At 73.2% G+C, this 23,085-nt stretch carries 24 protein-coding genes and 1 tRNA gene; 12 read left to right on the plus strand and 13 right to left on the minus strand.

Annotated features, from left to right (window positions below; all coding sequences use genetic code 11):
* The first annotated feature begins 74 nt into the window (after positions 1-74).
* Positions 75-1,451, plus strand: coding sequence for a glycine betaine/L-proline transporter ProP (proP, locus tag ACZ7KF_RS10235; protein WP_471071192.1), 1,377 nt, complete (start codon positions 75-77; stop codon positions 1,449-1,451).
* A gap of 156 nt (positions 1,452-1,607) precedes the next feature.
* Here the strand turns inward: proP and ACZ7KF_RS10240 are convergent, their stop codons facing one another.
* A complete protein-coding gene (locus ACZ7KF_RS10240) occupies positions 1,608-2,090 on the minus strand; it encodes a hypothetical protein (protein WP_471071195.1) in 483 nt (160 codons plus the stop codon).
* Positions 2,091-2,344: 254 nt separating this feature from the next.
* On the opposite strand from ACZ7KF_RS10240, the gene ACZ7KF_RS10245 reads away from it, so the two are divergent.
* Together ACZ7KF_RS10245 and ACZ7KF_RS10250 are read left to right on the plus strand one after the other, a co-directional pair.
* On the plus strand, positions 2,345-3,454 hold the full coding sequence (locus ACZ7KF_RS10245) for a DUF2330 domain-containing protein (protein WP_471071198.1): 1,110 nt from the start codon (positions 2,345-2,347) through the stop codon (positions 3,452-3,454).
* A gap of 63 nt (positions 3,455-3,517) precedes the next feature.
* Complete coding sequence (locus ACZ7KF_RS10250) at positions 3,518-4,189, plus strand: O-methyltransferase (RefSeq protein ID WP_471071200.1); 672 nt, start codon at positions 3,518-3,520, stop codon at positions 4,187-4,189.
* Positions 4,190-4,226: 37 nt separating this feature from the next.
* Here ACZ7KF_RS10250 and ACZ7KF_RS10255 read toward each other — a convergent pair whose 3' ends face one another.
* Positions 4,227-4,619 carry a hypothetical protein gene (locus tag ACZ7KF_RS10255; protein ID WP_471071202.1) on the minus strand — a complete coding sequence of 131 codons (393 nt, stop codon included), beginning with the start codon at positions 4,617-4,619 and terminating at the stop codon, positions 4,227-4,229.
* A 100-nt stretch (positions 4,620-4,719) separates the two neighbouring features.
* Here ACZ7KF_RS10255 and ACZ7KF_RS10260 point away from each other — a divergent pair, with 100 nt between their 5' ends.
* Positions 4,720-5,154, plus strand: a complete 435-nt coding sequence (locus ACZ7KF_RS10260) for a DnaJ family domain-containing protein (RefSeq protein ID WP_471071205.1) — start codon at positions 4,720-4,722, stop codon at positions 5,152-5,154.
* On the opposite strand, the gene ACZ7KF_RS10265 is transcribed toward ACZ7KF_RS10260, so the two are convergent.
* Both ACZ7KF_RS10265 and ACZ7KF_RS10270 read right to left on the minus strand, forming a co-directional pair.
* Positions 5,143-5,937: a hypothetical protein gene (locus ACZ7KF_RS10265; protein WP_471071207.1), complete on the minus strand. Its 795-nt coding sequence runs from the start codon at positions 5,935-5,937 to the stop codon at positions 5,143-5,145. The two genes, ACZ7KF_RS10260 and ACZ7KF_RS10265, sit on opposite strands and share 12 nt — an antisense overlap.
* Before the next feature lie 5 nt (positions 5,938-5,942).
* Positions 5,943-6,614 carry a hypothetical protein gene (locus tag ACZ7KF_RS10270; protein ID WP_471071209.1) on the minus strand — a complete coding sequence of 224 codons (672 nt, stop codon included), beginning with the start codon at positions 6,612-6,614 and terminating at the stop codon, positions 5,943-5,945.
* Between the two features lie 137 nt (positions 6,615-6,751).
* Between ACZ7KF_RS10270 and ACZ7KF_RS10275 the strand changes: the two genes are divergently transcribed.
* The gene (locus tag ACZ7KF_RS10275) at positions 6,752-7,261 is read left to right on the plus strand and encodes a GNAT family N-acetyltransferase (protein WP_471071211.1); all 510 of its coding nucleotides are present in this window, start codon (positions 6,752-6,754) and stop codon (positions 7,259-7,261) included.
* Here ACZ7KF_RS10275 and ACZ7KF_RS10280 read toward each other — a convergent pair.
* On the minus strand, positions 7,245-9,287 hold the full coding sequence (locus ACZ7KF_RS10280) for an MDR family MFS transporter (RefSeq protein ID WP_471071214.1): 2,043 nt from the start codon (positions 9,285-9,287) through the stop codon (positions 7,245-7,247). The genes ACZ7KF_RS10275 and ACZ7KF_RS10280 overlap by 17 nt on opposite strands.
* 588 nt (positions 9,288-9,875) lie before the next feature.
* On the opposite strand from ACZ7KF_RS10280, the gene ACZ7KF_RS10285 reads away from it, so the two are divergent.
* Both ACZ7KF_RS10285 and ACZ7KF_RS10290 read left to right on the plus strand, forming a co-directional pair.
* Positions 9,876-10,103, plus strand: coding sequence for a hypothetical protein (locus tag ACZ7KF_RS10285; RefSeq protein ID WP_471071216.1), 228 nt, complete (start codon positions 9,876-9,878; stop codon positions 10,101-10,103).
* Positions 10,104-10,110: 7 nt separating this feature from the next.
* Entirely contained in the window at positions 10,111-11,934 is a 1,824-nt protein-coding gene (locus ACZ7KF_RS10290) for a helix-turn-helix domain-containing protein (protein WP_471071219.1), read from the plus strand.
* Positions 11,935-12,013: 79 nt separating this feature from the next.
* Here the strand turns inward: ACZ7KF_RS10290 and ACZ7KF_RS10295 are convergent, their stop codons facing one another.
* Together ACZ7KF_RS10295 and ACZ7KF_RS10300 are read right to left on the minus strand one after the other, a co-directional pair.
* Positions 12,014-12,682, minus strand: coding sequence for an HAD family hydrolase (locus ACZ7KF_RS10295; protein WP_471072216.1), 669 nt, complete (start codon positions 12,680-12,682; stop codon positions 12,014-12,016).
* 173 nt (positions 12,683-12,855) lie between these two features.
* Positions 12,856-13,437 carry a TMEM165/GDT1 family protein gene (locus ACZ7KF_RS10300; RefSeq protein ID WP_471071222.1) on the minus strand — a complete coding sequence of 194 codons (582 nt, stop codon included), beginning with the start codon at positions 13,435-13,437 and terminating at the stop codon, positions 12,856-12,858.
* A gap of 384 nt (positions 13,438-13,821) precedes the next feature.
* Here ACZ7KF_RS10300 and ACZ7KF_RS10305 point away from each other — a divergent pair, with 384 nt between their 5' ends.
* A complete protein-coding gene (locus ACZ7KF_RS10305; RefSeq protein ID WP_471071225.1) occupies positions 13,822-14,466 on the plus strand; it encodes an HNH endonuclease family protein in 645 nt (214 codons plus the stop codon).
* Between the two features lie 90 nt (positions 14,467-14,556).
* On the opposite strand, the gene ACZ7KF_RS10310 is transcribed toward ACZ7KF_RS10305, so the two are convergent.
* The 4 genes from ACZ7KF_RS10310 to ACZ7KF_RS10325 all read right to left on the minus strand — a co-directional run bounded on the left by ACZ7KF_RS10310 (position 14,557) and on the right by ACZ7KF_RS10325 (position 18,092).
* Positions 14,557-15,171, minus strand: a complete 615-nt coding sequence (locus ACZ7KF_RS10310) for a DedA family protein (RefSeq protein ID WP_471071227.1) — start codon at positions 15,169-15,171, stop codon at positions 14,557-14,559.
* A gap of 125 nt (positions 15,172-15,296) precedes the next feature.
* On the minus strand, positions 15,297-15,746 hold the full coding sequence (locus ACZ7KF_RS10315; RefSeq protein ID WP_471071229.1) for a DoxX family protein: 450 nt from the start codon (positions 15,744-15,746) through the stop codon (positions 15,297-15,299).
* A 98-nt stretch (positions 15,747-15,844) separates the two neighbouring features.
* On the minus strand, positions 15,845-17,719 hold the full coding sequence (locus ACZ7KF_RS10320; protein ID WP_471071233.1) for an FAD/NAD(P)-binding protein: 1,875 nt from the start codon (positions 17,717-17,719) through the stop codon (positions 15,845-15,847).
* A gap of 142 nt (positions 17,720-17,861) precedes the next feature.
* Entirely contained in the window at positions 17,862-18,092 is a 231-nt protein-coding gene (locus ACZ7KF_RS10325) for a DUF2277 domain-containing protein (protein ID WP_471071235.1), read from the minus strand.
* Between the two features lie 94 nt (positions 18,093-18,186).
* On the opposite strand from ACZ7KF_RS10325, the gene ACZ7KF_RS10330 reads away from it, so the two are divergent.
* Both ACZ7KF_RS10330 and ACZ7KF_RS10335 read left to right on the plus strand, forming a co-directional pair.
* The gene (locus tag ACZ7KF_RS10330) at positions 18,187-19,086 is read left to right on the plus strand and encodes a ketopantoate reductase family protein (RefSeq protein ID WP_471071237.1); all 900 of its coding nucleotides are present in this window, start codon (positions 18,187-18,189) and stop codon (positions 19,084-19,086) included.
* Between the two features lie 97 nt (positions 19,087-19,183).
* On the plus strand, positions 19,184-19,522 hold the full coding sequence (locus ACZ7KF_RS10335; RefSeq protein ID WP_471071239.1) for a hypothetical protein: 339 nt from the start codon (positions 19,184-19,186) through the stop codon (positions 19,520-19,522).
* Between the two features lie 45 nt (positions 19,523-19,567).
* Here the strand turns inward: ACZ7KF_RS10335 and ACZ7KF_RS10340 are convergent.
* Positions 19,568-19,639: transfer RNA gene (locus tag ACZ7KF_RS10340), tRNA-Val, on the minus strand.
* 219 nt (positions 19,640-19,858) lie between these two features.
* Here ACZ7KF_RS10340 and ACZ7KF_RS10345 point away from each other — a divergent pair.
* Both ACZ7KF_RS10345 and ACZ7KF_RS10350 read left to right on the plus strand, forming a co-directional pair.
* Positions 19,859-21,253, plus strand: coding sequence for a hypothetical protein (locus ACZ7KF_RS10345; RefSeq protein ID WP_471071241.1), 1,395 nt, complete (start codon positions 19,859-19,861; stop codon positions 21,251-21,253).
* Positions 21,254-21,340: 87 nt separating this feature from the next.
* Positions 21,341-21,937 carry a DUF4383 domain-containing protein gene (locus ACZ7KF_RS10350; protein WP_471071243.1) on the plus strand — a complete coding sequence of 199 codons (597 nt, stop codon included), beginning with the start codon at positions 21,341-21,343 and terminating at the stop codon, positions 21,935-21,937.
* On the opposite strand, the gene ACZ7KF_RS10355 is transcribed toward ACZ7KF_RS10350, so the two are convergent.
* The gene (locus ACZ7KF_RS10355) at positions 21,925-23,025 is read right to left on the minus strand and encodes an amidase domain-containing protein (protein ID WP_471071246.1); all 1,101 of its coding nucleotides are present in this window, start codon (positions 23,023-23,025) and stop codon (positions 21,925-21,927) included. The genes ACZ7KF_RS10350 and ACZ7KF_RS10355 overlap by 13 nt on opposite strands.
* Positions 23,026-23,085 lie beyond the last annotated feature (60 nt).

Consider the following 23,085-nt stretch of genomic DNA (forward strand, 5'->3'; position numbering starts at 1 on the left):
GCCCGCCGAACGTCATCGCCGCCGTCCGGGGAGGGCCGGTCCCCGTCCCCGTCGAAAGGTAGGCGAGTCTCGTTTTGGCGACCGCCACAGCCGTCACCCCGCACCTGAAGGCGCCGCGCGCCGCACAGGCCCCCGCGAAGCCCACCGTCACCGATCCCGCGCTCGTCAGGCGCGCCGTGAAGGCGGCGGCACTCGGCAACGCGATGGAATGGTTCGACTTCGGTGTCTACAGCTACATCGCGGTCACCCTGGGCAAGGTCTTCTTCCCCTCCGGCAACCCGACCGCTCAGCTGCTGTCCACGTTCGGCGCCTTCGCGGCGGCCTTCCTCGTCCGCCCGCTCGGCGGCATGGTCTTCGGCCCGCTGGGCGACCGCGTGGGCCGTCAGAAGGTCCTCGCCCTCACCATGATCATGATGGCGGCGGGCACGTTCGCGATCGGCCTGATCCCGTCGTACGCGGCGATCGGCGTCGGCGCGCCGATCCTGCTGCTGGCCGCCCGCCTGGTGCAGGGCTTCTCCACCGGCGGTGAGTACGCGGGCGCGACCACGTTCATCGCCGAGTACGCGCCGGACAAGAAGCGCGGCTTCCTCGGCAGCTGGCTGGAGTTCGGCACGCTCGCCGGCTACATCGGCGGCGCGGGCCTGGTGACGGTCATGACGGCCGTGCTCTCCACGGACGACCTGCTCGCCTGGGGCTGGCGCGTGCCGTTCCTGATCGCGGGTCCCATGGGCATCATCGGCCTGTACCTGCGGATGCGGCTGGAGGAGACCCCGGCGTTCGCGGCGGAGGTGGAGAAGGCCGAGGCCGCCCGCCCCAAGGTGCCGCTGCGCGAGATGATCACGGGCCAGTGGAAGTCCCTGCTGCTGTGCATGGGTCTCGTCCTGGTCTTCAACGTCACCGACTACATGCTGCTGTCGTACATGCCGAGCTATCTCACCAGCGAGCTGAAGTACGACGAGACGCACGGTCTGCTGGTCGTGCTCGGCGTGATGGCGCTGATGATGATCGTCCAGCCGTTCGCGGGTGCGCTGACCGACCGGGTCGGCCGTCGTCCGGTGATCGCGGCGGGGTGCGCGGGGTTCCTCTTCCTGTCCATTCCGGCGCTGCTGCTGATCCGCGAGGGCAGCCTGGTCGCCGTCGCGCTGGGCATGGGTGCGCTGGGGCTGCTCCTGGTCTGCTTCACCGCGGCCATGCCGGCCGCGCTTCCGGCCCTCTTCCCGACCCGGGTCCGCTACGGCTCCCTGTCGATCGGCTTCAACATCTCCGTGTCGCTGTTCGGCGGGACGACCCCGCTGGTCGTGACGGCGCTGATCGGGGCGACGGGGAACATGATGATGCCCGCGTACTACATGATGGCCGCGGCTGTCGTGGGCGGTGTCGCGGTGTGGCTGATGTCGGAATCGGCGGGCCGCCCGCTGCCGGGGTCCGCGCCGGCCGTGGAAGGCCGGTAGGCGCCGCGGGGACGGGGGGCTGCGTGCCGGCCGCGCACCTTCGCGACCGGCACGCAGCCCCCCGCGCCCCCTCCGGGGCGCGGGGGTTCCTCGTGATCCCGTCAGGAGTTCGCCCCGTCGAGAGGGGCGCCCGCCTTGGCCGAAGGCGGCGAGCAGTCAGACGTCCGGGCACTCGGTGGCCTTGGCCGCCTCGAACACCTCGGGCGTGTAGGGAATTCTCAGGTCACCGGCCAGCACCGTCGTCTCCCCCCGCTCTGCACCGCGGCCGACCAGCACCAGGACCGGGAGACCGGCCCTCAGACGGGTCACTCCTCGCGACGGGTGCGCCGGGGCGGTGGCCGACTCGCCGGAACCCGGCTCTCCGTAGAGCGTGTCGGCGGTCTCCGCCCAGATGCGCCGCTGCCCTGCGTACGTGCGCCCCGGCTTCTTCCAGGCGTCGACGTCGATCGCCACGACGAGGTGATCGGGGCGAACCGAGGCGTGCACCTCGCGCACGGCGCCGTCGGCCACGGCAGTCGCACAGGCCGCGACTTCGGCCGGGGTCATCTCGCTCTCCTCCCGGTCGCCTGCCGCACACCCCGCCAGCGCCGCCCCCGCCACGACCACGGCCGTCAGCACACGGCCCGCAGTGCCCTTCATCGCTCCCCCTCCGCCTCGACAGCGCTGACGATAAGCAGGGCTCCGGGACAGGACAGGCCCTTCTGCGGGCCGTGACCGGAAATGTGCTGTCAGGAGAAGGAGGCGCTGTACGCGGCCGACCCCTGCCGTGCCGGCGGGTCAGTGATGCGGAAGCACAGGTTCACGTGCCCGCGGCACAGGAACCCGTCCCTCCCGCGGCGCTGTGCCGCACCCGGTGCCGGAACCATGGGCACACCGGCACCGTCTGTAACCCCGTGACCCGTGCCCGGATACTCTCCGTCGTTCTCGCTCTGCTCGGTGTGCAGCTCGGCTGGCTGATGGCTCCGGCCTATGCCTGCGGCTGCGGTGCCATGGTGCCGGACCCGGCCACCCGCATCGCCGTCTCCAGCGAACAGTCGGTGCTGCGCTGGAACGGGCGGCAGGAGCAGATCGTGATGCGGCTGACCGTCGACGGCGACGCCGGACACGCCGCCTGGATCATGCCGGTCCCGCACCGGGCCACCGTCCGCCTCGGCGACCCCGCCGTCTTCGGCCGACTGGCCAAGGCCGTCGCCCCGGTCCACCGCACCCGGTACCACTTCTGGCCGCATGACGGCGAATGGCCCTTCGACGACCACGACACGGCCGCCGACGCCGCGCTCCCCGGCGCCGGCGCCGCCGGGGTCGGCGTCGTCGGCCGCGTCCAGCGGCTCGGCCCCTTCGACGTGGCCCGCCTGACCGCCACCGACCCGGCCGCCCTCCAGGACTGGCTGCACGACCACGGCTTCCCGCTGCCCGCCCGGCTGAAGACCGCCCTCCGGCCGTACGTCGACCGCCACTGGGAGTACGTCGCCGTCCGCCTCGCCCCGGACGCCCAGGGCACCCCCCTGCACGGCGCCCTCGCCCCGCTCCACCTCACCTTCGCCGCCGACCGCCCGGTCTACCCGATGCGCCTGTCCCGGCTCGCCACCACCCCGCAGTCGCTCGGCCTGTACGTCCTCGCCGCGCACCGCATGGAGACGAGCGGCACGATCGGCGGCACTCCGCCCGACGTGCTGTACGCCGGCCGGCTGGAGCCGCAGCGGGGCGGCGCCCTGGCGAAGCTGACCGACGGCACCCCGTACCTGACGGCGCTCACCCAGACCTTCCCGGACCCCGCCCGTATCTCCGGCGACCACGTGCTGCGCCGGGCCGCCGCGGACACGCCGGTCCAGCAGGTGATCCACGAGGACGAACTGCGCCGGGTCGGCGGGATCCCGGCCTGGTCGCTGACGGTCGGCGGCGCGCTGGCCGCGGTCGTCGCGGCCTGGGCCCTGATCGTCGTACGGCGCTCACGGCGGACGGTGACCGAGCCGCCGGTCTCCCCCTCCACGCCGCTCGGCTGAGATCATCGAAGCGGGCAGGGTGAAACAGCCTCCGGCAGGCACTCGGGAAAGGCAGCAGACGCTATGAGCGGGTCGCAGCTCTGGGACGACGTAGACGACTACTTCATCAGCCACCTCTCACCGGACGACGAGGCGCTGCGGGCGGCCCTGCGGGACAGCGAGTCCGCCGGGCTGCCCTCCATCGCCGTCACGGCCGCGCAGGGCAAGTTCCTCCATCTGCTCGCCCAGGTGCAGGGCGCGCGGAACGTCCTGGAGATCGGCACGCTCGGCGGGTACAGCACGATCTGGCTGGGCCGCGCCCTGCCCGAGGACGGCAGGCTGATCTCGCTGGAGTACAACGCCAAACACGCCGACGTGGCCGCCCGCAACATCGCCCGCGCCGGCCTGGAACGGATCGTGGAGGTGCGCGTCGGCCCGGCCCTGGAGTCGCTGCCCAAGCTCGCCGACGAGAACCCGGCCCCCTTCGACCTGGTCTTCATCGACGCGGACAAGGCGAACAACGCGCACTACGTGGAGTGGGCGCTGCGGCTCACCCGGGCGGGCAGCCTGATCGTCGTGGACAACGTGGTGCGCGACGGCCGGGTCGCCGACGCGCGCAGCACCGAGCCGGACGTGGTCGGCAGCCGCGCCGCCATCGAGATGATCGCCACCCACCCGAGGCTGAGCGGCACCGCGCTCCAGACGGTCGGCCGGAAGGGCTACGACGGTTTCGCGCTGGCCCGGGTGCTGGGCTGAGCCGTCACGCGCCGGCGCCGGGGTCCGGCCCGCGGGCTCAGACCTCGTGGTAGAAGCCGACGTTGACGCTGCGGGGCGCGGTGCGGTCCTGGACGACGATCTCACCGGAGCCGCCGTGGGGCAGCGGCACCGTCGCGCCGTAGCCGACGGGCTGCGCGTGCGGCCCGAAGACGATCCGGACCTCGGACGCCGGGTCGGGCTGCGAGCCGCGCAGCCAGGTCAGCTGCCAGGTGCCGTCCGGGCCGCAGAGCAGTTCCAGGTGGACGCGGGAGACGAAGAGCCAGTCGTCGGGGGTGACCAGCCGGCACACCGCCGCGTCGCGGCCGATCCGCAACAGGGTCCCGGGCTCGCTGGGCGCCTCGGCCATCGTCATGCCGGCCGTGGCACCCGCGTCCTCCCCGGAGACGGTGGCCATGGTGAGTTCGAGCACGAGCGCTCCCCCTGAAACGTCCTGGTGCGGTGGGCGGATTGCCGTACCGCCGCCGCATGATAAAACGCCCGGCGGGGTCCCGTCCGGCACAATGGGGTCCATGACCGAGCGAAAGCCACCGGGCGTCCCGTTCGAGTCCTGGGTGGACAAGCAGATCCGCGACGCACAGGGGCGCGGGGAGTTCGACCGGCTGCCGGGAGCGGGGGCGCCGCTGCCCACGGAACTCGAGACCGCGTACGACGAACTGTGGTGGGTCAGGCGGAAGATGGCGCGTGAGGGCCTGTCCGTGCTGCCGCCCGCGCTCGCCCTCCGCAAGGAGGCGGAGGACGCGCTGGCCGCGGCCTGTGCGGCACCTTCGGAGCGGATCGCCCGGAAGATCATCGAGGACGTCAACGTCAAGATCCGCGACATGATGTTCAAGCCGCCGCCCGGCCCGCCCCTGGGCAAGAAGCCGTACGACGTGGAAGAGGTCGTGCGTGAGTGGCGGCAGCGCAGGGCTGCCGCCCACGGGGACGGGCCGGAGTCAGCCGCGTAGCAGGCGTCCGGCCAGCTCCCGGTAGTCACGCAGGGCGAGCCGCAGCTGCTCGGTGTCGGCCTCGCCGCTCTCCCAGGACATCCGCAGGGTGCGGCGGCGCCGCGTCACGGCCTCGGTGAACCGCGCGGCGATCTCCTCCAGCGCCCGGTCGGCCTGCTCGACGGCGGCCGCGGGCTCCTCGACGAAGGCGCCGACCGTCTCCCGTATCCGCCGCTCCCACAGCTCGCTCTCCTCGCGGGGCAGCAGCGGCGCGGCGGGGGCGGAGGTGCCGAACGCCGTCGGCCAGGCGTCCCGCCCCGGGGAGTCGGCGGTGGCGGCCTCGCGACCGGTGTCCTGTTCCGGGGCGGGCGCGCCGAGCCCGTTGGCGGGCATCCGGTCCTCCTCGGAGATCGCCGACCACTCCGCCCGATGGCTGGCGGTGAACCCCTCGTCCACGCCGGCCCCGAGATCCTCCGTACCCGGGCGGAGCCCTTCCGTGCCGTGCGGCCCCGGTGCCGGCGCGCTGTCCGCCGGAGTGCGGTCGTCGCCCGTCAGGCCCTCCCGGCCGGGTCCGGCCGAGCCGCGCAGCCGGCCCGGATGCTCCGCCGGGGACGGCTCACCGGCCGGCCGTTCCCCGGTCCGGGACTCCACTCGTTCCTCGGGCCAGGACTCCCTCGGCGTCATCCGCTCTCCCTCCGGCATCCCCTCGTCACCCGGTCGCCCCTCGGCGAAACGCCGCTCGTCCTCCGGTCGTCCCCCGGCCGGACGCCGTTCGGCACCCGGTTCGCTCGTCCTGTCCGGCATGGCGCTCAGCTCTCCTTCGGTCGGCTCCGGTGCAGAGCCCACGGCGCGTGCGAACGGGCGTGGGTGCGGGTCCCGGCGGGGGCCGTGGTGCGGCTCGTGCCGCCGGGGGCCCGGTGCCGGCCGGACTCGCTGGTCAGGTCGTCGAAGAGGGCACGGGCGCCGAGCAGCGCCGAACGCAGCTCCTCGGTCCCGGCGCCGTCCGCCCCGCCGTCGGCGCCGGCACGGGCCGCCCGGTGGACCTGCCGGTAGCCGTCGACGTGGTCGGCGTGGTGCACGGACAGCGCGGCGAGCTGCTCCTCGTACCGCCCGCCGTCGGGGTAGCCACGGACGGCGGCGACTTCCGCGAGCAGCCGGTCGGCCTCCGACACCGCTTCCCGGGGGGCGTCGACGAAGCGCTCCTGAAGCGCGGTCCAGCGCTGCGCGTACCGCTGGCGCTCGGCGCCCTCCAGCGGACGCTCCCGCAGGTCACCGTGGCGTTCGACGCGGTCGGCCAGCTCCCTTTCGGCGGCCTTGGTGTCCCCGTCGTGCAGGGCCACGGTCCGCTCGTACTCGGGTCCGAAGCGCCGGCGCAGACCGGGCCCGCCGTGCCGTCCGCGGCTGCGCAGAAGCAGGGCCACCGCCCCGACGACCACGACCGCCGCGATCACGATCAACAAAATGATCAGCCCTGTGGACATGGTTGCCTTCCGATCGGACCGGCTCCACCGGCCGGTTCTTCCTTCGGGTGACCCGGAACCCGGCCCGCAAACGGCTCCGCGGGCCCACTCGATATCCGGTTGCGGCCGGTACCCGCCGCCTCCCGACAATGACCGGCATGACATGGACGATCGCTCCGGAGCCGTACGACTCCCCGGCCGCCGCCGCGTTGTGGCGGGCGTACTACACGGAGGTCAGCGACCGCTGGTACCTGCTGCACGAGGGGCGCCGCACCGACCCCGGGGAGCTGGAGCGGCAGCTCGCGGCGACGACCGGGTCCGAGCTGGCGCCGCCGGGCGGACAGCTGCTCGTCGGACGGTACGGCGACCGGCCGGCCGGCTCGGCGGGCGTGCGGCTGCTGGACGCGGACACCGCCGAACTGACCCGGGTGTTCGTGCTGCCGCGGGCGCGCGGCCGGGGCGGGGCCGCGCTCCTGGTGGGCGCCGCCGAGGAGGCCGCCCGGACCCTCGGCGCCCGGCGGATCGTCCTGGACACCCGCGGCGACCTGGTCGAGGCCCGCGCCCTGTACGCCCGCCTCGGCTACACCGAGACCGGCCCGCACAACACCGACCCGTACGCCGAGCACTGGTTCCGCAAGGAGCTGGCGGCCGTCAGCCCGGCCGGGTGACCGTGCCGGTGTCGTGCGGGCGTTCGCTCTCGGAGCCGCACAGTTCGCCGTTCAGCTCCCGCACCAGCCGGGTGAGGTCGGCCGAGCAGCCGGGCCGCCACCAGTCGCCGAGCAGCTCGGCCAGGGACTCCTCGCGGGCCCGCGCGAGCCGGTCGGCGACCTGGCGGCCGGTGCCGGTCAGGACGAGGTCCAGGCCCTGCCGCTCGGCCAGCCGCCGTTCCTCGAGCTGGCGGGCGGCGGCCATGACCACCGGGAGGGGGACCGCGCTGCGCTCGGCCAGCACCCCCGGTTCGACGAAGCCGTAGCGGCGGATGCGCAGCAGCATCCAGCTGGCGGCGGGCAGCAGGTCGTACCCCGCGCGTTCGGTGATCTTCCGGTAGATCTCGCGGCGGCCCTCCCGGTTGCCCAGCACCGACAGGGACCGGCACACCTCGTCGTAGGAGGACCGTTCGACCGGGTTCGGCGGCAGGGTCTCGGAGGCGTCCGGTGCGGTGACCGAGCCGCGCAGCCGGTCCTCCTTCAGGAACCACGCCAGCAGGAAGCCGACCAGGGCGACGGGCGCGGCGTACAGGAAGACGTCGGTGATGGCGGACGCGTACGCGTGCAGGGCCGCCGGGCGCAGTGCGGGCGGCAGGGCGGCGATGCCCCGGGGGTCGGACTTCAGCGCGTCGGCGGAGACGCCGGGCGGCAGGCGTACGGCCCGGAAGGCGTCGGCGAGCTCGTCGCCGAGACGGCTCGCGAAGACCGTGCCGAAGACGGCCACGCCGAAGGAGGCGCCGATGGAGCGGAAGAAGGTGGCGCCGGAGGTGGCGACGCCGAGATCCTCGTAGGAGACGGCGTTCTGCACGATCAGCACCAGGACCTGCATGACCAGGCCGAGGCCGAGGCCGAAGACGAGGAAGTAGACGCTCGTCTCGGCGGTCGAGCTGCGTTCGTCGAGCCGGTGCAGGAGCAGCAGGCCGAAGGTGGTGACGGCGGTGCCGGTGACCGGGAACACCTTCCAGCGGCCGGTGCGGCTGACGATCTGCCCGGAGACGGTGGACGACAGCAGCAGCCCCAGGACCATCGGCAGCATGTGCACGCCGGACAGGGTCGGCGAGATGCCGTGCACGACCTGGAGGAAGGTCGGCAGATAGGTCAGCGCGCCGAACATGGCGAAGCCGACGATGAAACTGATGAGCGCCGCCAGGGTGAAGGTGCGGATGCGGAACAGCCCCATCGGCAGCACGGGTTCGGCGGCCCGGCGCTCGACGGCGACGAAGGCGACGGCGAGGACGACACCCAGCACGGCGAGCCCGATGATCTGGGCCGAGTCCCAGGCCCAGGTCGTGCCGCCGAGCGAGGCGACCAGCACCAGACAGGTCGCCACGGCGGCGATCAGGAACGTCCCCAGGTAGTCGATGACGTGGTGCGCGGCGCGGCCCGGGAGGCGCAGGGCGACGGCGATCACGGCGAGCGCGACCACACCGACGGGCAGGTTGACATAGAACACCCAGCGCCAGCTGAGATGCTCGGTGAACACGCCGCCGAGCAGCGGCCCGAGCACGCTGGTCGCGCCGAACACGGCCCCGAACAGACCCTGGTAGCGCCCGCGTTCCCGCGGCGGCACGAGATCGCCGACGATCGCCATGGACAGCACCATCAGCCCGCCGCCGCCCAGGCCCTGCAGCGCCCGGAAGGCGATGAGCTGCGGCATGTCCTGCGCCATGCCGCACAGTGCCGAGCCGATCAGGAAGATGACGATGGCGGTCTGGAACAGCCGCTTGCGGCCGTACTGGTCGCCGAGCTTGCCCCACAGCGGGGTGGCGGCGGTCGACGCCAGCAGATAGGCGGTGACGACCCAGGAGAGGTGCTCCAGGCCGCCGAGATCGCTCACGATCGTCGGCAGCGCCGTGGACACGATGGTCTGGTCGAGGGCGGCGAGCAGCAGGCCGAGCAGGAGGGCGCCGATCGGGACGAGCACGCCGCCCGGCACGTGCTCACCGCTCCGCGCGTCCGTCCCCGTGCCGTGCGTGTCCAGGGCCATGGAGACCTCCCGGGGCTCTGAGGTACCTCTTCCCACGTGTTCCATCGTGCTGGGAGTCCCCGCGTACGGCCTGTCGAGAGGCCCCGGCCGGAGCGTCTCCTCGGGCCTGGGGGACGGCGTCCGCCGGGGCGGTGTGCCCGTGGGTGACGACGGGTGCCTCGACGGTGACGGTGCCGACCGGCTGGTGACCGCACGGTTGGCCACGACAGGGATGCGGCTGCGGAATTCTCTGCTCCGGCTGCCGGGGTGAGCTGCGGCGAGGTGTTCCGCCTCGGCGCCCGTCGAGGCGACGGCACCCGGAACGGCACTGCGGAAATCCCCCGTACGCCCGGGAACCGGCGGTGAAGGTGGGACAAGACTGCGGCTTCTCGTCCGGTGACAGGTCCACCACCTGGCAGAAGCCCGCGCACCTTGCCGGACACGGCCAGATCGTCACAGGGACACGGATGCGGATTGGGTCGGTGAGAGTTAGTGGACCGGACGCGGATGCTGCAACATCACCTGTCGTACGAGCGGCGGCAACCGCTCGGAGGAGCTGTCGTTCTGAGCCCGTACATCTCACAGAGCACTACGTTCAATGGAGAGTTCATGGTGAGTCATCCGTCGTGCAGCGCGTCCGGTCGGCGTCGCCGGCTGAGCGGACCGGAGGCCGGAGTGCTGATCGTCATCATCGTCGTCGCCGCCCTGCTGGCCGTGGCGGGCCTGTCCGCCGCGAGCGTGGCGGTGCTGCTGACGGAGGCCGTCGCCCTCGGGGTGGGCTTCGTCCGGCGGCTGCGCGGTGCGCATCCCGGCCGGCCGGGATGCGCTGAGGTCTGATCGTCGCATGGGACGCCGGGAGAACCCGGTCGGCGAGTGCGGTAAGTCGCTGCGTGCCCTCGTGACCTGGCTGCGTGCCGGTCGCGAGGCCGCGGGGCTCACCTACGAACAGCTCGCCGAGCGGTGTGAGTTCAGCGCAGACACCCTCGCCCGCACGGCGTCGGGGCGCAGCGTACCGCGCAAACCGACCGTCCTCGCCTACGCGCGGGCGTGCGGGCTGGGCGAGCGGGAGGCGGAGCGGCTGTGGAAGCAGGCGCGGCGCGACGAGGTCAGTGCCCGTGAGGTCCTGGCCGGCCGCCAGAGCGGCGTTCACATCAGCGTGGTGAAGAACTTCGCCGACCTGCATTCCGCGCTGGTCGGTCTGTACCACGACGAGGGCAAGCCGCCTCTGCGGGAGCTGAACGAGCGGATCGGCGGCCAGGGGCGGCTTCCGCACAGCACCACCAGCCGTGTCCTGCAGCAGCGCTCCAAGCCCAGCCTGGAGTTCATCCTCGCCTTCGCGCAGGCATGCGGAGTCCGGGAGAGCGACCTGCCGGAGTGGCAGAAGGCGTGGGAGCGTGCCGACGCGGACCGCCGGCAGGCCCGCGAACGCTTCAACGAGCGGCGCCGACGTCTGCTCACCCACCACTCCCAGGTCTCCGCCCGCGATCTCCAGCAGCTCATGCGGGACCTGGAAGCCGCGGCCGTACGCGAACCCGGCCTGCGTCTGAAGGTGCACATCCCCGGCCCCGGGGACCGGGAGACGGAGGCCACCGCCCGTATGACCCGCGAACTCCTCGTCGACCAGGCCCAGCGACGCGGGGACCTGTCCTGCCCCGTGTGCCAGCGGCCTTCCTTCGGCTACACCGACACCGGCGGCTGGGGAGCCGTACCGTGCGCCGACTGCACCGGCCGCAGGGGGAGGAGCAGGCGGGCCCTGCCCGGAGCGGGCGGGGCGAGCCCTCCGCTGCCCAGGCGGGTCCCTTCCGCCCGGCCGGGCCTGGACGGCCTGCCCCTGCCTCCGCCGGGGCGGCCCGGGAACCTGCCGCGGGCCTTGTCCGACCGGGAGCGGGCGGAGGTGTCGCGGCGCTTACCGGGCCTGCCCTCGCCCGGCGACACGCCGACGCTCTCCTTACGCCTGCCGACGGCTCCCCCGCCGCGGCCTCCTCGCGCGGACCCGGCACAGCCGCCTTTACCGCCGGACGGAAGGGTGCGTGTCCGTATCCACATCCCCTCGATGCGGCCGGCCCATCGAGCGCCGACCCCGGTCTTCCGCCCGGAACCCTGGGAGCCGGCAGCCGCGCCGCCGGCCGGCACGGACCCCCCGACGCTTCCCCTGGGTCTGCCCGCCCCGCTCTTCCCCTTCCCGGACCCCTTCCCGGCCGCCCCCTTCCCGGACTCCGTCCCGGACAGCGGATCATGGTCATGGTCTCCGGGAACCACGGCACCCGGCGACTTCCCGGACCCCGGTCTCCCGCCCTCCGGCTTCGCGTCCCCCGCCCTGCCGCCGCCCGGCATCCCGTACGCCGACTTCCCGGACCCCGGTTTCCCGCCGCCGGGTCGGCTGCCGGCGCAGCCCGTTCCCCGCGCAGCCGGCAGACCTGTGCGGCGAGGACCGGACACGGAACGGATCGACACCGATCCGCGTGCCGGACGACGGTGGCTGGCCTGGCTGCCCCGGCTCAGAGCCTCGGTCGTCTGGCCCGCCGCCGACCCCGACGCCCAGGGCGACCCGCCCCAGGACTCCGAGAGCCTCACCACACAGGGCGCCGACCCCACGAGACCGTACCCGCGACCGAGCTGCCCCCTCTGCGGCTGCCGCCGTCCCCCGACCCCCGACCCGCCCGCGTAGCGCCGGGCGGCCGACGTCAGGTGCCGGCCGTCAGGCGTCAGGCATTCGGCGTCAGGCGTCAGGCGTCAGGCATTCGGCATCAGGCGATGTGCAGCCGGATCGTCCCGTCGGCCGCCGCCTCGACGCGCACCTGGGTGAGGTCGCGCACGGCGACGTCCGGCTCGTGGGCGTCGGCCCGCGGGCCGACGCCCACGACCCGCATCCCCGCGGAGCGTCCCGCCGCGATTCCCGCGCCGGAGTCCTCGAAGACGATGCAGTCGGCCGGGGCGACGCCCAGCTCGGCGGCGCCCTTCAGGAAGCCCTCGGGGTCGGGCTTGCTCGCGCCCACCGACTCGGCGGTGACCCGGACCGCCGGCAGCGGCAGCCCGGCGGCGTTCATGCGCGCGGTGGACAGGGCGACGTCGGCGGAGGTCACCAGCGCGTGCGGAAGGCCGTCCAGCGCGGCGAGGAAGGCCCCGGCGCCGGGGATCTCGATCACGCCGTCGGTGTCGGCGGTCTCCTCGGCGAGCATGCGGGCGTTGTCGGCGAGGTTCTGCTCCACCGGACGGCCGGGCAGGAGTACGGCCATGGAGGCGTGCCCCTGCCGGCCGTGCACCACCTTCATCACCTCGTCGCCGTCCAGCCCGTGCCGCTCGGCCCAGCGCCGCCAGATGCGCTCGACCACGGCGTCCGAGTTGACGAGGGTGCCGTCCATGTCGAGCAGGAGGGCGCGGGCGGTGAGAACGGAGGGGGTGGCGGTGGCCGGCATCGGCAGCTCCATGGAACGAAAAAAGGCCCGTGTCGGAAGAGACGTCGGGAGGGACAAGGCGGCCCCGCCCGCCGGTCAGGGAAAACGGGCGGGAGCCACTTTGTTTCTCCACGGTACAAAACCCTGCCGTGATCCCGCCACCGCCCCCGGCGAGCATTCACCCGCCGTTCGGCTCAGCCGGTCACGGCCTCCCACAGGCTCCACCCGCCGAGCGCCAGCATCAGCAGCGCCGCGATCTGCGTGATCAGCCGCAGCGGCACCCGCTTCATCAGGGCCTTTCCACCGACGATGCCCAGTCCGGCGACGGCCCACAGGCCGAGCACGGCGCCGAGACCGACGGAGATCGGGTCGTCGTAGCGGGCGGCCAGGTTGGCGGTCATGATCTGCGTCAGGTCACCGAACTCGGCGACGAGGATCAGCATGAAACCCGTTCCCGCGACCTTCCAGAAGGACTGGTCGGCGGGCTTCTTGATCTCCTCGTCGTCCTCGTCCTTCTTCAGCAGCAGCATCGCCGCGCCCCCCAGGAAGAGGACACCGGTCACGGCGTGCACGATCTGCTGGGGCAGCAGGGTCAGCACACTGCCGGCCGCGACGGCGAGCACGACATGCAGCAGGAAGGCCGCGGCGACGCCCGCGAACACGTACGAGGCCCGGTAGCGGGTGCCGAGGACGAGACCGGCGAGCGCGGTCTTGTCCGGCAGCTCGGCCAGGAAGACGACGCCGAAGACGAGCGCCGTCACGGTAATGCTGATCAAGGTTCCTCAATCGGTCGGGCTGCCCCACCGAGAGTGCGATACGTCACACGATGACACCTCGGCATGGCAGCACACTCGGCGCCCGTACCGCGGGTACGGGCGTGCACTGCTTGCCGAAGGTCTCGCTGGCGGATCTCGACGAGATGCGTGGTCCGCCTCCGGGCGCCGGCTCAGGCTCGCTGAGCAGTATGTCGACGGTCCGGCGAAGAGCTACTCCCCTTCTGCGCTCCCCATCGTAAGGGATGTGAAAGTTCCGTAGTCAACCTTGGCATGACATGAACACGTCACTAGCTTCTTACCGAGCGCTCACCCCCCGGCAACGCGGCCCCGCGAGCATTCCCTCGCTCGCGCCCCAACGTCCCCACCCCACAAGGGAGTTCAGTCATGTCCAAGTTCTACGCGCGTCGACGGACGAGCATACTCGCGGCCCTCACCGGCCTGATAGCCTCCGTGGCCCTCTTCAACTCCCCGAGCGCCTCGGCCGCCCTCCCCACACCGGTCAGCGCCGCCACCGCCCGCACCTATCTCTCCCAGCTGACCGTGGCCACCGAGAACCGCACCGGCTACAGCCGCGACCTGTTCCCGCACTGGATCACCATCAGCGGTGCCTGCAACACCCGCGAGACGGTCCTGAAGCGGGACGGCTCGAACGTCGTCACCGACTCCTCCTGCGCCGCCACCAGCGGCAGCTGGTACTCCCCGTACGACGGCGCCACCTGGACCGCCGCCGCCGACCTCGACATCGACCACCTCGTGCCGCTGGCCGAGGCCTGGGACTCCGGCGCGAGCAAGTGGACCACCGCGCAGCGGCAGGCGTTCGCCAACGACCTGACCCGGCCGCAGCTGATCGCCGTCACCGACAACGTCAACCAGGCCAAGGGCGACCAGGACCCGGCGACCTGGGTGCCGTCCCGGTCCGCGTACCTCTGCACGTACGTCCGGGCCTGGGTGCAGGTGAAGTACTACTACAACCTCTCGGTCGACTCCGCGGAGAAGAGCGCGCTGACGAACGACCTGGCGAGCTGCTGAGCCCTTCGCACCGGTGAGCACCGAGGGGCCCGCGGCCGTACGGCCGCGGGCCCCTCGCGCGCGTTTCCCGTGCCCCCGGGGCGTCCGCGGTCAGGCAGCCGGGCGCCGGCGCACCAGGAAGCCCGCCGCCGCGCCCGCGCCGAAGAGCGCGGCCACCGAGACGCCGGTGGCGAGCCAGGTCGCGCCCAGCCACTGGGCACCGTAGTAGCCGAGGGCCACGCTGTAGGCGGCCCAGGACAGGCCGGCCAGCGCCGACCAGGGCAGGAAGTCGCGGACGCGGCGGTGGGCGGCACCGGCGCAGAAGGAGACGACCGAGCGGCCCGCGGGGGCGAAGCGGGCGAGGACGACCAGCGCGCCGCCGCCCCGGGCGAGCGCGTCGCCGAGACGTTCCTGCGCGGCGGACAGCCGCCGGGAGCGGGCTATCGCCCGGTCCAGCCGCTCCCCGCCCCGCCAGGCCAGCCGGTAGGCCACCAGGTCACCGAGGACCGAGGCGGTGGCCGCGGAGAGGACCAGGGCCAGGATGTCCGGCACGTCGTGCGGGACCTGGCCCGCCGCCGCACCCGACCCCGCCGCCGCTGCCGTACCCGCAGTGATGACGAGCACGCCGCTGGGCAGGATCGGCAGGAACACATCGAGCAGCACCGACAGGGCCACCACGGCATAGATCCACGGTCCGGCCGCCAGCGACCCCACGCTCTCCCACACGACGAACTCCCGTCACTCCCCCGTTGAACAGCCATACAGCGTACGCCGGGGGTGTGACAGAAGATCCGCCGGGGGCTCCCGCGGTGATTACAGCTTGCTCACAGTGTGTCGTGGGCGCGCGCGGGTCAGGCCGTCACCGGGTCCCGCTCCGCCGCGGGCTCGCCGTCCGCCGCGGTGCGGCCGAAGAGCCGGTCCAGGCCGAAGGCGCCGGAGCCGGTGAAGACCAGCAGGAAGAACGCCCAGCAGAACAGCGCCGACAGCTCGCCGCCGTTCTGGATGGGCCACAGGGCGGCCTGCTGGTGGACGTCGAAGTAGGCGTACGCCATCGAGCCGGAGGCGATCAGCGCGGCGCCGCGGGTGCCGAGGCCGAGCAGCACCAGGGCGCCGGCGACCAGCTGGATCACGGCCGCGTACCAGCCGGGCCAGGTGCCGGCCGCGATCGTGCCGCCGGTGCCCGCGGCGCCGCCGAGGACGCCGAACAGGGAGGCGGCGCCGTGCACGGCGAAGAGCAGGCCGAGGACGATGCGGAAGAGTCCGATGACATAGGGCTGAGCGGAGTTGAGGCGTGCGGACATGAGGGTTGGCTCCTCTTCGGTGTCGGTCGGGCCGGCCGGGGACTGAGAGGCCGGTCGTGGGGGCGGCGGTACCGAATGGAGCCACAGGTTAGGCCGACCTAATCAATGCTTGCAAGTTCAACATCTGCCCGCGGGGACACTTCGGCCCCCCGCTCCGCGGCCGGCGCCGCCGCCCGCAGCGCGGCCCGCGCCACCGCGTCGGCGTCCGACAGCGTGACCGAGTCCACCCCCGGCCGGGCCCCCGCCGCGGTCACCCAGTGCACCCCCTCGGTGGGCACCCCGAAGGCGAACCGCCGTGCGTGCACGCCTCCTTGACGGTCGATCAGGTGATACGGCCGACGTGTCACGTCCAGCCCCCCGGTCTCGTAACCGTCCACGGTGTGCGGCCGGCAGCCGCCGTCCGCGAGCAGTCCGGCGAGCAACTCGTCGCCCGTGCGCCGCAGATCGGGTTCCGGGAGCCGGGCCTCTATGACGGTGGTCACACGGACGGCCGAGCCGGGCACGGCGGGTGACCGCGCCGCCCAGGCCCCGTTCTCGGCCCGCACCTCCAGCCCCGGGCCGAGCACCTCCACCGCGCCCGCCTCGACCAGCGCGGCCAGTTCCTCGATGCGGCGCCGGGGCGGGCCGATGGACAGGAAGGCGTTGAGCGGGGTGTACCAGCGGTCCAGGTGCGCGCGGCGGGAGGCACCGGTCAGCCCGCCGTGGTCGACCACCAGCCGGATCTCGTTGCGCAGATCGCGCAGCACGTCCAGCGCCGCCTTGAGCGGCCCCCGCACGTTCCCCAGCGCGGCCTGCGCGGCGTCCTCACGGAGATGGGCCAGCAGCCATGCCCGCCACTGCCCCGGGTCGGCGAACTCCCGCCCCTCGTGGGGCCGGGCGATCCGCCGCCAGCTCCACCGGTCGGCGCCCGCCACCCCGAACTCGTCCAGGAGCAGGGTCTCTCGCGGGTCGCCGTGGGGGACGGCCAGGAAGCGCGCGGCGAAGTCGGGTCGCCGGGTCAGCGCGCCGTAGTAGACCGTCTCCACCTCCTTCGCCACCAGCGGCCAGATCTCCGCGAGGAAGTCGGGCGCCTCGCCGGCGTCGGCGCGCTCGCGGAAGCCGGCGATCACCCGCGGAGTGAGGACCAGCGGGGTGTGCCGGCCCGACGCGCCCTTGGCGTTGTCGCCGCGCGCCTGGTACGGCACCCCGCGCCGCGAACCGGCGTACAGGCGCGGCTCGCGGCCGGAGGGGAGGTAGCGCAGGCCGCCGTCGGGCCGGCGCGCGAAGCGTCCGCCCCGGCCCGTGGTGAGCAGGGCGAGATGGTCGAAGAAGGTGAGGCCGAGACCGCGCAGCAGCACCGGCGCACCGGGTGGGAGCGCGGAGAGGTCGATGTCGGCCGGATTGCCGGGCGGGACATGGCGCAGGCCGTGCCGGGCGGCGTACGCGGCGGAGGCGAGCTGTTCCTCGTCCGGGGCGGTGGGCAGATGCCCCTGGGCCAGCACCACCGCGGCGAGCCCGGACAGGACCCGGCCGTCGTCCAGGGTGAGCCGCTGCCGGCCGTCGTCCTCGTCGGCCAGCCGTACGGCGCGGGCCCGGTGGGTCTCGACGCGCACCGCGTCCGGGGCCGCGCGGACCGTGCGGGCGAACACCCACTCCAGGTAGCGGCCGTAGTGCGCGCGGGTCGGATAGTCGTCCGGGCCCAGCGCGCCGTCCGCCCACTCGTACAGGCTGGGGCCCGGCCGGACCGGTCCCGAGCAGCCCACGCCGGCGTCGGTGAACAGGGTGACCTGGCTCGCCACGGTGTTCATCAGCAGCTCGGCCGACTGCCCGGTCCGCCAGACCCGGCCGGGTCCGGGCGGCGCCGGGTCGACCACGTGGACGGTCAGCCGGACACCGGGCGGAAGGAGTTCCGGCGCGGAGGCGCAGAGGCGCTCCAGGACGCTGGTTCCGCGCGGTCCGGCCCCGACCAGGGCGATGGGGATTGCGGCAGGCAAAGGGGACTCCAGGGCGTCGAGGACAAGCGGACGACGCGCTTCATCATGCCCTGTGCAGCCCAACTCCCTTGTTCGCGACCGGAGTTATGGCGACATGCCGGATTACGGCGAGTGCTGCGGCGAGGGTCGCGGTCCGGGCCCCTCAGCCCTTGTCCCGCACGGGGTGCCCCCGCACCTCCAGCCCTCCGAGCAGCTCCGCGGTGGCCCGGGCCACGGCGTCCACCGCCTCGTCGAAGACCTCCCGGTTGTGGGCGGCGGGGGCGCGGAAGCCCGAGATCTTCCGCACGTACTGCAACGCGGCCGCGCGAATGTCGTCGTCCGTGGCCTCACCGGGCAGGACGGGCGGGCGCAGGGTCTTGATGCTCCGGCACATGCCCCCAGTCTCGCGCAGCCCGCCCGGCGCCTGCCATGATCTGCCCGAAGGCGGCCACCGACATCCGGGGCCGACCGTCGAAAGGAACAACTTCATGACGAACCCGCTCACCGTGGCCGTCCTCGGCCCCGGCGGCACCGGAGGTCTGCTCGCCGCCCTGCTGTCCCGCTCCGGGCACCGCGTGATCTGCCTGGCCGGCGACACCACGGCCGGCACTCTGCGCCGGACCGGCATCACCGTCCGCAGCCCGCAGTTCGGCGAGTTCACGGCCGCCGTCGAGGCGGACACCGAACTGCGCGAACCGGTGGACGCCTGCCTGATCACCGTCAAGCACACGGTGCTGGACGCCGCCCTCACCCGCGTGGCGCCCGCCGCTCTCGGCGACGCCCTGGTCGTACCGCTGCTGAACGGCGTCGAACACCCCGCCGCCCTGCGCGCCCGGTACCGCCCCGACCGGGTCGCCCCGGCCGTGATCCGCGTGGAGTCCACCCGGCTCGCCCCGGGCGTGATCGACCACGGCAGCCCGTTCACGGAGATCGACCTGGCCGGGGACGCCGTGCCGCGGGCCCGCCTGGACGCCCTGGCCGCCCGGCTCACCGCCGCGGGCACGACCGCCCGGGTGGCGGGGGCGGAGACGGCGGCCCTGTGGGCCAAGATGGCGTTCCTGGCCCCGTTCGCCCTGCTCACCACCCGGTACGGGGTCCCGCTCGGCGAGGCCCGCACCCGGCACCGGGCCGAGCTGGAGGCGCTGGTCGCCGAGACCACCGCCGTCAGCCGGGCCTGCGGCGCCCCCGCCGACCCGGCCCAGGCCCTCGCCCGGTACGACGCCTTTCCGCCGGCCGCCAAATCGTCCATGCAGCGCGACGCCGAGGCGGGCCGCCCGCTGGAACTCGACGCGATCGGCGGGGCGTTGCTGCGGGCGGCCGAGCGGCACGGCGTACCGGTGCCGGTGGCGGCGCGGCTGGTGCGGGAGCTGCGGGCCGCCGGCCACTGACGCCCGGTCGCGGGCCCGGTCACCCGTTCGGCTGAATCCGGCCTGAACCTCACGAGCGGCCTCGCTCCACAAAATCGAACAGGCGTACCATTGCCGCGTGGCTACGACCTATGAATTCCCCAGTGACCTCCTCGCCGGCCAGGAGGAGCTGCACCAGGTCCGGGCCGAGCTGTCGGCCCTGCTGAAGCGGCTGCCCTGGTCGGTCGAGCCGAGGGACGGCTTCAGCGACGACAACGGCTGGCGCAAGGTGGAGCGGCCCGCGTCCCCCGGCTGGACGGAGGACGAACAGGCCGAGGTGGAGAAGCTGCGGCGGCGCGAGCACGAGCTGGCGGTCTTCGTCAGCACGCACCGGTTCTGGACCGAGGTCGCGGCGGGGGACCGGGTGGAGGCGCGCTCGCGGCTGAAGCACGCCCACGAGGAGGCGGCGGAGGAGTGAGGCACGGAAACGGCCCCTCGGAGACTCTCCGAGGGGCCGTATCGGTGGGCGCGGACGGTTTCGAACCGCCGACATCCTGCTTGTAAGGCAGGCGCTCTACCCCTGAGCTACGCACCCGGGACAGGTCGACAGCCTACATTGCCGGGTGGGCTGCACCGCAAACCGTCTTCCCCGCCTCTCCGGGGCCCTCCTCCCCGCCTCCCCGGGGCCGCCATCGGCGCCCACCGCGGAGGGGAAAGTATCGGTGCGCACGGCGAACTGACCGGCCCGTGTGTTCGTCTTCAACGGGTGGGAGAATGACACCACCCAGGGCGGACCACAGCACGGGAGAGGGATGTGACGGCGACACCGGGCACGCCAGCGACACCGCCGTACCGGTCGCCGTCCACCGCACGGACCCGGCGTGACCGCTCGGCCCTGGGGGACACCCTCACCCTGCTCTGCCTGCCGGTGCTGGCCGCGCCGGCGCTCGCCGCCGCGTTCGCCGGCGGGGGCACCCGGCGCTGGTTCGGCGGACGCGCGGAGGGCCAGCGGGCCGAGGCGCAGGCCGCGAAGGACGCCGCCGCGGCGGCCTTCTACGAACTGGACACCGCCCAGCGGGATCTGCGGATCTCGATCGAGACCATCGCGGCGGTGGACGACTCCCCCGCCGCCCGCCGCGCCGTCTCCGACTTCGAGGCGCTCGGACTCCGCATCGACGAGGCCAGCCGGCAGTACATCCAGGCCGTGGACGCCCACGACCTGGACCGGGACGACCTGGAGGCCGGCGCGGCCTCCCGGGCCCGCGCCGAGCTGACCGCGGCCAAGGACGAGCTGCTCCGGGTCCGGCAGGAACTGGACCGGTTCGGCGGCTCGCTCGGGCCGCTGCTGGGCAAGGCGGAGACCCAGCTGGCCCGGCTGGCACCCGCCGTGGAGCGGGCCCGGCAGTCACTGCTGGCCGCGAGCAACGCCCTGGACGCCGTACGGGAGAAGAACCTGCGGGCCGACGGGCTCGCCGCACGCCTCGCGGCTCTGTCGCCGGAGCTGACCAGACTCAACCAGGGCGCCGGACAGCACGGCGTGCAGGCGACCCTGAAGCGGGCCGAGCGGCTCCAGCGCGAGGCCGGGGCGATCCGGGCCGAGGCCGAGCAGCTGCCGGAGCGGGCGGCCGAGATCGATCACCGGCTGGTGTCCCTGCGGACCCGCGCGCAGGCGCTGACCACACGGGCCGGGCAGGTGGATCCGGTGCTGAGCGAGCTGCGGCGCCGGTTCTCCGCCGCCTGCTGGCAGGACCTCCAGCAGGTGCCCGCACAGGCCGCGGAGAACGTACGGCAGGCCGAGCTGAAGCTCGGCGAGGCCCAGACCGCCCGGGACGCCCAGCGGTGGCCGGACGCCACCTCGCTGCTGTCGACCGCACGGGCGCTGCTGAACGCCACCGACGAGGCGGTGTCCGCCGCCGGTGACCGGCTGAACAGGCTGAACGCGGTCCAGAAGGACCCGCAGACGGAGATCGAACGGACCCGGTTCGCGATCCGGGACGCCCAGCGGCTGGCCATGACGGGGCGGTCGACCCCGGACCCGCGGCACGCCCGGCCGCTGGACGACGCCGTGGCCCGGCTGGAGCGGGCGATCGGCACGCTGGAGGGGCGGCACCCGGACTTCTGGCACTTCCTGACCGAGACGGAGGCGGTGCGGCAGACGGTGGCGCGGGTGGTGGCGCAGATCCGCGAGGAGCGCGGCGGCGGGCACTGACCCCGAGCCGTGCGTGTTGCCGGTGGGCCAGGGCAGGCGGATATTGAGTGGACGGATGGCCTCCGCTAGCGCCCGAGGGAGGCGGACATGGCCACACACGCAGTGCACACGAGGAAGGCCGGGGAACGGCGAGGGACCCGGCTGGACGACCACCTGCCCGTCGACCACCGGCTGAACACGGTCTACCGGATCGGGGCGGGCCTGATCGGCACCTTCCTGATCGTCTTCGGCATCCTCGGCCTGATCAACCACATCGGCTTCTTCGACACGGGCGGGAACTCGGTCTCCGGGCTGAACACCAACGGCACGCTCAGTGTCCTGTCGATCTGCATCGGCGCGCTGCTGATGGTCGGCATGGTGATCGGCGGAAACTTCGCGTCGACCCTGAACATGGTCCTCGGTGTGCTGTTCCTGCTGAACGGCTTCCTGTTCCTCGGCCTGCTGGACACCGAGAACAACTTCCTGGCGTTCAAGATCCAGAACGTGTTCTTCAGCTTCATCGTGGGGCTGCTGCTGATGACCTTCGGCATGTACGGCCGGGTCGGCCACACGCTGCCGTACGACAACCCGTACTGGCGGGCCCGCCACCCGGAGCCCTCCCCGCAGGAGCAGCGGACGCAAGCCGAGCGGCGGGAAGGGCAGGAGCGGCAGGGCCCGCAGCCGGGACCGGGTCAGGTCCGGTAGGCGTAGAACGCGGCGCCCGGGTACGAGGCGACGAGGCTGGCCACCGACCGGTTGTACGTGTTGGTCGAGTGGTAGCTCACGTAGGGCACACCCCGGCTGTCACGGGACGTGACGATCATCGAGTGGTCCTTCGACCCGTCCCGGTTGAAGTCCATCTGCAGCACGTCGCCGAGGTCCAGCTGGTAGACGTTGGCGAGGCTGGTGGCCCGCTTCGAGGACAGGGCGAACCAGGAGAACTCGTTGACGCCGACGAACGAGTCCGACTGGATCTCCGAGTTGCCGAACCACTTGTGGAAGTCGTTCGTGTAACCGGGGACGTGCTTCCAGCCGCCCGCCTTCAGGGCCTGGCTGACGAAGTTGGTGCAGTCGCCGCCGGCCCCCTGCCCGTTGAAGTCCGGGTAGTCCGGGTTGTACTTGTTCCAGTACTTGGCCGCGTACGCCACCATGGCCTTGTAGTCGTAGCCGGTCGCGGAGAAGTTCTTCCGGTTGACCGGTGCGGGCCAGGTGGTGGCCGCGCGGGCCGCGCTCGGCGGGCCGTCGTCGGCGGTGGTCCTCACCTTGGCGACCTCGGGCTTGGCGACCTGGTTCACCGCGAGGTAGCCCTGGTCGGTGTCCTGGATGCCGGTGAGCTGCCAGTCGCCCTGCCGGTCCGCCTTGAAGGTCAGCTCGTGGTGGGCCGTGAAGCCGGTGGCCTTCGGGCTCTTGCCGGTGGTCTTGTCGTAGCTCAGGGTCGTGGTCTCGGTGACCGCGACCTTCGCGTGCCGGCCCTTCACCTGGGTGGCGTCGAGCGTGACCTTGGTGCTGCCGTTCCGGTACGTCTCACCCAGCCGGGCGAGCCGGCTCCGGCGGTCGCGCAGCTCGTCCAGCGCGGACTTCTGCTCGCTCGTCTGCCCGCCGGACAGCCGCACGGAGCCCGAGAAACCGGACGTGTGCCGGGTGTCCGCCTTGCCCGTGCCCTGTACGAGAGCCTGCGTGCGGTCGGTGAAGACCGCGTCGGCCAGCCGCTGGAAGGTCGCCTTGGTGGCCGCGTCCACCGTCGGGTCGTCGGTCACCGCCGCGCCCGCGCTCCAGTTGGGAACCAGGGCCACACCCGCGACCACCGAGGCAGCGGCGGCGGTGATTATGGCGGTACGGCTCCGCTTACGGCT

The sequence above is a fragment of the Streptomyces sp. NPDC038200 genome (assembly GCF_055600785.1).

Bases quoted from the DNA above. Each gene is read 5' to 3' on its own strand.
- ACZ7KF_RS10270 (WP_471071209.1), bottom strand. From the start codon at position 6,614: ATGTCCACAGGGCTGATCATTTTGTTGATCGTGATCGCGGCGGTCGTG.
- ACZ7KF_RS10295 (WP_471072216.1), bottom strand. From the start codon at position 12,682: ATGCCGGCCACCGCCACCCCCTCCGTTCTCACCGCCCGCGCCCTCCTG.
- ACZ7KF_RS10285 (WP_471071216.1), top strand. From the start codon at position 9,876: ATGGTGAGTCATCCGTCGTGCAGCGCGTCCGGTCGGCGTCGCCGGCTG.
- ACZ7KF_RS10350 (WP_471071243.1), top strand. From the start codon at position 21,341: ATGGCCACACACGCAGTGCACACGAGGAAGGCCGGGGAACGGCGAGGG.
- ACZ7KF_RS10265 (WP_471071207.1), bottom strand. From the start codon at position 5,937: ATGCCGGACAGGACGAGCGAACCGGGTGCCGAACGGCGTCCGGCCGGG.
- ACZ7KF_RS10275 (WP_471071211.1), top strand. From the start codon at position 6,752: ATGACATGGACGATCGCTCCGGAGCCGTACGACTCCCCGGCCGCCGCC.
- ACZ7KF_RS10240 (WP_471071195.1), bottom strand. From the start codon at position 2,090: ATGAAGGGCACTGCGGGCCGTGTGCTGACGGCCGTGGTCGTGGCGGGG.
- ACZ7KF_RS10280 (WP_471071214.1), bottom strand. From the start codon at position 9,287: ATGGCCCTGGACACGCACGGCACGGGGACGGACGCGCGGAGCGGTGAG.
- ACZ7KF_RS10290 (WP_471071219.1), top strand. From the start codon at position 10,111: ATGGGACGCCGGGAGAACCCGGTCGGCGAGTGCGGTAAGTCGCTGCGT.
- ACZ7KF_RS10260 (WP_471071205.1), top strand. From the start codon at position 4,720: ATGACCGAGCGAAAGCCACCGGGCGTCCCGTTCGAGTCCTGGGTGGAC.
- ACZ7KF_RS10330 (WP_471071237.1), top strand. From the start codon at position 18,187: ATGACGAACCCGCTCACCGTGGCCGTCCTCGGCCCCGGCGGCACCGGA.
- ACZ7KF_RS10315 (WP_471071229.1), bottom strand. From the start codon at position 15,746: ATGTCCGCACGCCTCAACTCCGCTCAGCCCTATGTCATCGGACTCTTC.
- ACZ7KF_RS10250 (WP_471071200.1), top strand. From the start codon at position 3,518: ATGAGCGGGTCGCAGCTCTGGGACGACGTAGACGACTACTTCATCAGC.
- ACZ7KF_RS10305 (WP_471071225.1), top strand. From the start codon at position 13,822: ATGTCCAAGTTCTACGCGCGTCGACGGACGAGCATACTCGCGGCCCTC.
- ACZ7KF_RS10325 (WP_471071235.1), bottom strand. From the start codon at position 18,092: ATGTGCCGGAGCATCAAGACCCTGCGCCCGCCCGTCCTGCCCGGTGAG.